We start from the raw sequence: 6,988 nt of genomic DNA on the forward strand, positions 1-6,988 counted from the left end.
GTGCGTGGCGTCTGTGCCGCTGCCGCTGCGGTCTTCTCGAGGCTCGAGCGATACAACACCGTCGCCGCGGTGTGCTCGCCGATCATATCGTGCGACCAGGCGGCCAGGAAGTCATCCGGTGCGCTGCTGTCGACCCCCTTGGCGCGAAGCGTTGCGCGCAGGCGCGCGTCATATCGGAGCCCCCCCCGCCAGTCGAGCGAGAGCAGAAAGCATGTGCGCACCACGCGGTAGATGAACGGTGACGACGACTGCCACAGCACATCCTGATTCTCATTGTAGATCTGCAGGCACCGCGCATACTCGTTCCGGCCGTAGGCTGCTGCGAGCTCGCTGCACGCCTTCCAGGTGCGCTCGTCAATGTCACCCCTCAGGTCTGCCAACCGACCTACGTCGCCGACGCCGGAACGCGGAGCAACCAGGGCCAGCAGATCGAAGCGCTCATCCAGCGACATCCCCCTGAACCGCATCGCCTCAAAGAACGCCAGCGCCAACGGGTTGGCGTCGGCGAGGAAGCGGTGACCCCGCGCAATACGTCGATCTCCGCCGCGACCGAGATCCTTGCTGCGCTGCGAAAACATCTCGGCAACAAAGCGCAAGGGAGGCGAGGTCGGTGACGGCGCTGCGTCGAGCACGGCCCGCAGCAAGCGCGCCTCTCGATCGGCGTCGTCGAATCGCCCCTCGATGTCCGCCGCGTCGACGCGCTGCGCAAGAACGGCCGCCGCCACCTCGAGATCGGTGCTGAGCGGCATGGTCCCACAGCCGTGATACATGACGAAGAACGTGACCGGGCGTGGCACCTCGAGGGTTCCCGCGTAGACGCGAAGCCCTGTCGTGCTCAGCTCCGCAAGCGCGGGGGGAGGATCCGGCAGAACGCCCTTGGCCTGCGGATAGCCTGCGGCCAGCATGGCGTCACGAACAAGGAAGCGAAGCTGGCTGTCGATGGCAGGGGGAATGGCCCCCCTCTCCAGCAGCACCTTGCGCCCCGCCTGGAGCGCGGCGGTGGCGTCGACACCATCGAGGCGCAGGCGTATCGCCCGGCTCAAGCGCGTCACATAGTCTACCAGGTGGGGAAATCGCGCCCGAATGGAAGGCGACTGGATCACACGCCCCGGACTCTTCTCGAGCTGCGAGAGAAGATCGCGGGCGGCGCCTTCGTCGACCCGAACGGCCATGAGATGCACGACACTGAAGCTGAGCACCGCCGCCAGGGCGAATCCCCCACCCACCAGGCCCGACAGCAGCCGCCGCCCTCGCGCTGCGCGGGACGCCCAGATGGTCAAGACCGCCGCCAGCAACGCCATCACGCCTGTTGCGACCTCTCCCCTGCTCTCGCCACCCACAAGCGCACTGGGCAGTTCGACGAACCGCTGGACAAGCTGCGCAATGACGCTGCTCACGCCCTGCCGTGACGTGCCCAGCAGGCGTCCCGTCCATATCCACCCTGCCGCAAGCAGCACCCAGAAGAGCGCCCCGACGGCCAGCGCTCCCCCGCTGGCGCGGTCCTGACCCAGGGCCTCGCGCTCCTGAAGGCGATCCATCCAGCGGTGCAGCAGCAGAAAGACCGCCCCCAGCGAGAATCCCACCCAGATCAAGGCCTTTGTCACCAGCGCCCGCTCAGCGGCTGTCGTATCCGCAAGGAACCCCATGATGAGCGCACTCGCGGGGAAGCCAAAATAACCGGCGAGCAGCATGGGACGAACCCGCTGGCGCTGACGCGGAGAGAGCAAGGTGCAGAAGAGCAGCAGCGTGGCGTTGCTCGCCAGGGCAAGCGCACCCGGCCACAGCGCATCGAGCGCGCCCCCTCCGCTGAAATCGGTCTGCCCATCGGTGAACCAGAGCAGGGGCACGGACAGAGCGAGGGCGACAAAACCGGCAAAGCCCAGCGCGTCAGCGCGCCTGAGCTTGACTGCGGCGACTGCCGACAAGATCGTCGCCCCTGTCAGAAGCGCAAGCGCCGTCCACAGCAAGCGCTGCTCGGCCGTCATCGTCTGCATCTGGGAGAACGCGCCCGCACCCGCCATGCCTCCGAAGAGCAGCACGATCAATCCAAGGAGCGCGGGGGGCAGCGACTGCACGAACGTGGGACGAAACGCCACCGTGAGCGGAACGGTGACACTCGCCTGCGGAATCGAGAAGGCCAGGGCGCTCTGCACCATCTCGCCCCGAGGGAAGCGGTCGTTTCGCAGCTTCACGCGCACGCGCCCACGCGCCGCGGTGAAGCGCGCAGGCTCGATGATCACGCCGTCGTGCGGACACGAGACCGTGCACTCGGCGGCTTCTCCGCCGACCACGTGCACGTCGACCGCGCGAACGTGCTCTCCCCGCCTCGCCAGGTCGTCGAAGCTCAGCTCACGAGGCTGCACCACGAGCCCCACGCTGCGCGTCACCTCGGCGATGGAGACCTCTCCCCGAAGCACGCGGGCCATGTCGCTGGCCGTCTGGAAGCGGTTCTCCGGCTTGATCTCGAGGGCACGCTGCAGCACCTGTTCGAACAGGGTCGACACCGACGGATTCACCATCGATACCGGCTCGAAGGCGAACGGGCTCAAGGCCGGGTCGCGCAGCGTGAGCAGGTAGTGCAGCGTCGCCCCCAGGCTGTACAGATCAGACCTCGGATCGCTCTGTCGCTGGCGGAACTGCTCCGGGGCCGCAAATCCGGGGGTACCCATGAAGACCGTGTCCTGCGACTTCACCGGATTGAACAGGCGCGCGATGCCGAAGTCGACGAAGCGGATGCCCACCGCTGGATCGATCATGAGGTTCTCGGGCTTGATGTCACGGAAGATGATGGGCGGCGACTGTCCGTGCAGGTACTCGAGCACCTCGAGCACCTGCAGCGCCCAGGCGTGACAGGTTGCCTCGTCAAAGGGGCTGCAGGCTGCGGTGATGCGCGAGGCCAGGGTCTCGCCCTCGATGCGCTCCATCACCATGTAGTCGCCCCCCTGCCAGTGAAAGGCGTCGACCACACGCGGCAGCCGAGGATGCGAGAGCCGCGAGAGAATCTCCACCTCGCGCTGAAAGGCCGCGCGAACCTGCGCCAGCTCGTCCGCTCCCATGCGGGGCGGGGTGAACGCCTTCAGCGCCAAGGTCTGAGGGAGGGTCAGGTCGCGCACCTCGTACACCACCGAGAGACCGCCCCGACCCAGGGTGCGTATCACAACGTAGCGGTCATTGACCACCTGTTCCGGGTTCAGCATGGCCGGCTTCCTGTCATCGCGTGATCGATGCGGTGGAGACGCGTCTGGCGCCGACGCCACATCAGTGGGTGACGAGGAACAGGAGCGTGTTCAGCAGGGCGAGGCCGACTGCAACATAGGTCGGTCTCTTCTGCACCTGACGCTCCTCCCCGTCGAACAGCACATAGGTGTAGGGGATGGTGAGCGGGGCGGCCAGCGGCACCGCCGACTGACAGAGCAGAAACGCCGAGACCCCGGCCCGCGGAATGATGGTGTCCCAGACGGTGGGCTCCACGTTCACGCTCACCAATATGGGAAAAGCCTGCTCATCGGTCTCCACGACGATGTGACCGCGGTAGCGAAGGGCCCGCTTCTCGGCGCCGATGTTCCCCTCGACCACGATCTGGTGGCGATTGCCCTCGAGCACAGGCGGGCTGACTCGCAGCCAGCTGCGATTGCTGCTCACCCGCGCCCGCAGGAAGCGCCCCCCGGCATTCACAACCTCGATGCTCTCTCGGAAGGTCGTTGCGCGCTGCTCGAGCTGAAACGACAGGAAAGGAGGTGTGAACGTGAGCGAGAGCGCGCTCTCAGACGGCGCCGTGAGGTACGGCAGGATGCTTGTGCTGTGGCTCTGCAGCGCTTCACGAAACGCCGCCGCCGTCTGGAAGCGATCTTGCGGCTTGAGGCTGAGCGCCTTGAGAACCGCCACGTCGAAGGCGTAGGTCAGCGAGGGGTTGATGGATGAGGGCACCGCAAAGCAGAACGGGCTCGCAGCCGGATCGAGTCGCGTGGCCAGCGCGTGCAACGTCGCCCCGAGGCTGTACACGTCGGAGCGGGGATCGGTCTGCCCCCGCCCGTACTGCTCCGGGGCCGCAAACCCCGGCGTTCCGATGACAATGGTATCAGATGCCTTGCCCGCTTCGAAGGTGCGCGCGATGCCGAAATCGATGAGCTTGAGGCCCTTGGCGGTGAGCATCACGTTCCTGGGCTTGAGATCGCGATAGATGACCGGGGGTGACTGGCTGTGCAGGTAGTTCAGCGTGTCGCACAGCTGCAGGCCCCAGTCGCGCAGCATCTCCTCGGCGAGAAACGGCTCAGAGGTGCGCTCGAGCACATCGAACAGGGTCTCTCCCTCGATGTACTCCATGACGAGGTAGTGATGACCGTCTTCGATGAACCACGCGCTGACCGCAGGCAGCGACGGGTGGCTCAGGCTGCAGAGAATCTCGGCCTCCTGGCGGAACTGGGCCTCCTGCTCGGCTTCGTCCTCGTTCGGATCGGGGCGCAGCGCCTTGAGCGCCCAGCGCCGTCCAGGCAGGCTGCGATCTGAGACCCGATAGACGTCGCCCATGCCCCCCTGCCCGAGCACCCCATCGACGACGTAGCGATTGGCGATCACGCTTCCAACAGAAACCCCCGCGTAAGGCGCAGACCCGCTCACCGGCGCGCCAGACGACGAACCGGAAAAAGGCACCGTGGGGGTCTTCTCCCCCGCTATCGATTCGGGCGCACGGCGCTGCGGCTCCACACAGACCTCCTGACGACGCGGCTGAGAACGTGTTCACGGCGCGACGGGCAGGGGCCTGCCCAACCGAGCTGAGCCTCGGCAGAGACATCGGGAGGCCCTCGTTGGTTCCGGCTCGAATCAGATGCAACCTATGACCAGAGTCGATGACGCAAACGTTCGTCTTGCCCTGCCCAAGGGCCGCATGCAGGAAGGGGTGTTCCGGCTGCTCTCCGACGCCGGCATCCGCGTCAGCGCTGGCGAGCGGGGGTATCGCCCCACGCTGTCGCTTCCCGGATTCGAGGTCAAGCTGCTCAAGCCGCAGAACATCGTCGAGATGCTCCACCTGGGCCTGCGCGACCTCGGCTTCGCCGGTGCCGACTGGGTGGCCGAGCTGAACGCCGATCTGGTCGAGCTGCTCGACACCGGCATGGACCCGGTGCGTCTCGTGGCCGCGGCCCCCGCCGACATCGTCGACAACGGCCGCCTGCCCGAAAGGCCGCTGGTGGTGGCCTCTGAGTACGAAGGCATCACACGGTCGTGGGTCGCGAAGGCCGGATTGAACGCCACCTTCGTGCGCTCGTACGGCGCCACTGAGGTGTTCCCCCCGGAAGACGCCGACTGCATCGTCGACAACACCTCTTCCGGGGCCACGCTGCGCGCCAACGGTCTCGAGATCGTCGACACCCTCATGCACTCTTCGACGCGGCTGTACGCATCGAAGAGCGCCATGAGCGACGCCCCGCGGCGCGAAGCCATCGAGGCCCTCACCCTGCTCGTGCGCTCGGTTCTCGACGCGCGCAGCCGCGTCATGGTCGAGGTCAACGTTGGGCCGGACAACCTCGAGAAGGTCGTGGCGGTGCTGCCGTGCATGCGCGAGCCCACCGTGTCGACCCTTCACGATCACGCCGGCTTTGCCGTCAAGGCCGCGGTGCCGCGATCCGAGCTGCCGCGGGTCATTCCCCTCATCCGCCAGTGCGGCGGCACCGACATCATCGTCACCACGCTGGCCCAGATCGTCCCGTGAAGCCCGTCCCCGCCCTCGAGGGGTTCACCGCCTATCACGTGCCCGGCAAGCGCTGCCCCATCGACGTTCGCCTCGACGGCAACGAAGGAGCCCAGCCCTCGCGCGAGGTGCTCGCGGCCCTGTCAGAGCCGACGCCAGACCTGTTGCGCCGCTACCCGGACGCCGCCTTGCTCGAGTCGCGCATCGCGGCGCGTCACGGAGTCGATAGCGACCGCGTGATGGTCACGGCGGGCGCCGACGAGGCCCTCGATCGCGCCTGCCGCGCGCTTCTCGGGCCAGGGCGTGAACTGATCATGCCCGTGCCCACCTTCGAGATGCTGGGCAAGTACGCCCGTCTCGTGGGGGCCGACGTGCGCACCGTGGCGTGGCCGCAGGGAGACTACCCCATTGAGGCGGTGCTGGCGGCCATCACCCCGAGCACCGCCGCCATTGCGGTCGTGAGCCCCAACAACCCGACCGGCGCGGTAGCACGCCCTGCAGATGTCGAGCGTCTCTGCGCTGCCGCCCCCCACGCAGCCGTGTTCGTCGATGGCGCCTATGAAGAGTTCGCCGACGCGCCCCTGGCCGACGTGGCCCTGCGTCACCGCAACGCCCTGCTCTTCAAGACCCTCTCGAAAGCCTGGGGGGTTGCGGGGCTGCGGGTAGGATACGTCATTGGCACACCCGAGGCCATCGGCTGGATCCGCTGCGCGGGGAGCCCCTACTCGGTCTCGGGACCGTCGCTGCTGCTCGCCGAGCGGCTCCTCCAAGACGGCGACGCGCCTGTAGAGCGCTTCGTGACACGGGTGCGCGGCGAGCGCGCGGCCCTGTCGACCCTGCTCTCCGACCTGGGGGCCGAGGTGCTTCCCTCGCAGGCCAACTTCGTGATGGTGCGCCACCCCCGATGGCGCCACATCTGGGAGGGGCTGGCCGGACTGGGGGTGGCGGTGCGGGCCTTCCCCGACCGCCCCCACCTCGAGCGCGCGTTGCGCATCACCGTCCCCGGAAGGGAAGACTGGTACGCTCGCCTCGAAGCCGGGCTGCGCGCGGTGCTGCACCCCCAGGCCCTGCTCTTCGACATGGATGGGGTGCTCGCCGACGTGTCCGGATCGTACAACGCCGCAATCGTGCAGACCGCCGCGCACTTCGGCGCCCCCGTGACGCACACCGACGTGGCCGAGATGAAGGCGCGGGGTGACGCGAACAACGACTGGATCGTGACCCGTCGCTTGCTGGCCGAGCGCGGCATCGACGTGGTGGTGGCGCCCACCATCCAGGCGCGCTCGACGCCGAGGCGCTGCA

General features: G+C 67.5%; 4 protein-coding genes. 2 read left to right on the forward strand and 2 right to left on the reverse strand.

Going from position 1 to position 6,988, the window contains the following annotated elements; translation table 11 throughout:
- A partial coding sequence (locus EB084_16575; protein ID NDD29872.1) for a serine/threonine protein kinase occupies window positions 1–3,197 on the reverse strand: 3,197 nt, incomplete at its 3' end.
- Window positions 3,198–3,258: 61 nt separating this feature from the next.
- Entirely contained in the window at window positions 3,259–4,650 is a 1,392-nt protein-coding gene (locus tag EB084_16580) for a serine/threonine protein kinase (protein ID NDD29873.1), read from the reverse strand.
- A gap of 175 nt (window positions 4,651–4,825) precedes the next feature.
- Between EB084_16580 and hisG the strand changes: the two genes are divergently transcribed.
- Window positions 4,826–5,707 (forward strand): ATP phosphoribosyltransferase, encoded by an 882-nt coding sequence (gene hisG, locus EB084_16585; protein ID NDD29874.1) that lies wholly within the window; start codon window positions 4,826–4,828, stop codon window positions 5,705–5,707.
- Window positions 5,704–6,988 (forward strand): aminotransferase class I/II-fold pyridoxal phosphate-dependent enzyme (locus EB084_16590; GenBank protein ID NDD29875.1); only part of this gene is annotated, 1,285 nt, incomplete at its 3' end. The genes hisG and EB084_16590, both read left to right, overlap by 4 nt.

This window comes from Pseudomonadota bacterium (assembly GCA_010028905.1).
Lineage (GTDB): Bacteria > Vulcanimicrobiota > Xenobia > RGZZ01 > RGZZ01 > RGZZ01.

What these genes read in the sequence shown, in the direction of transcription:
- hisG (NDD29874.1), top strand. Translation starts at nt 4,826, where the DNA reads ATGCAACCTATGACCAGAGTCGATGACGCAAACGTTCGTCTTGCCCTG.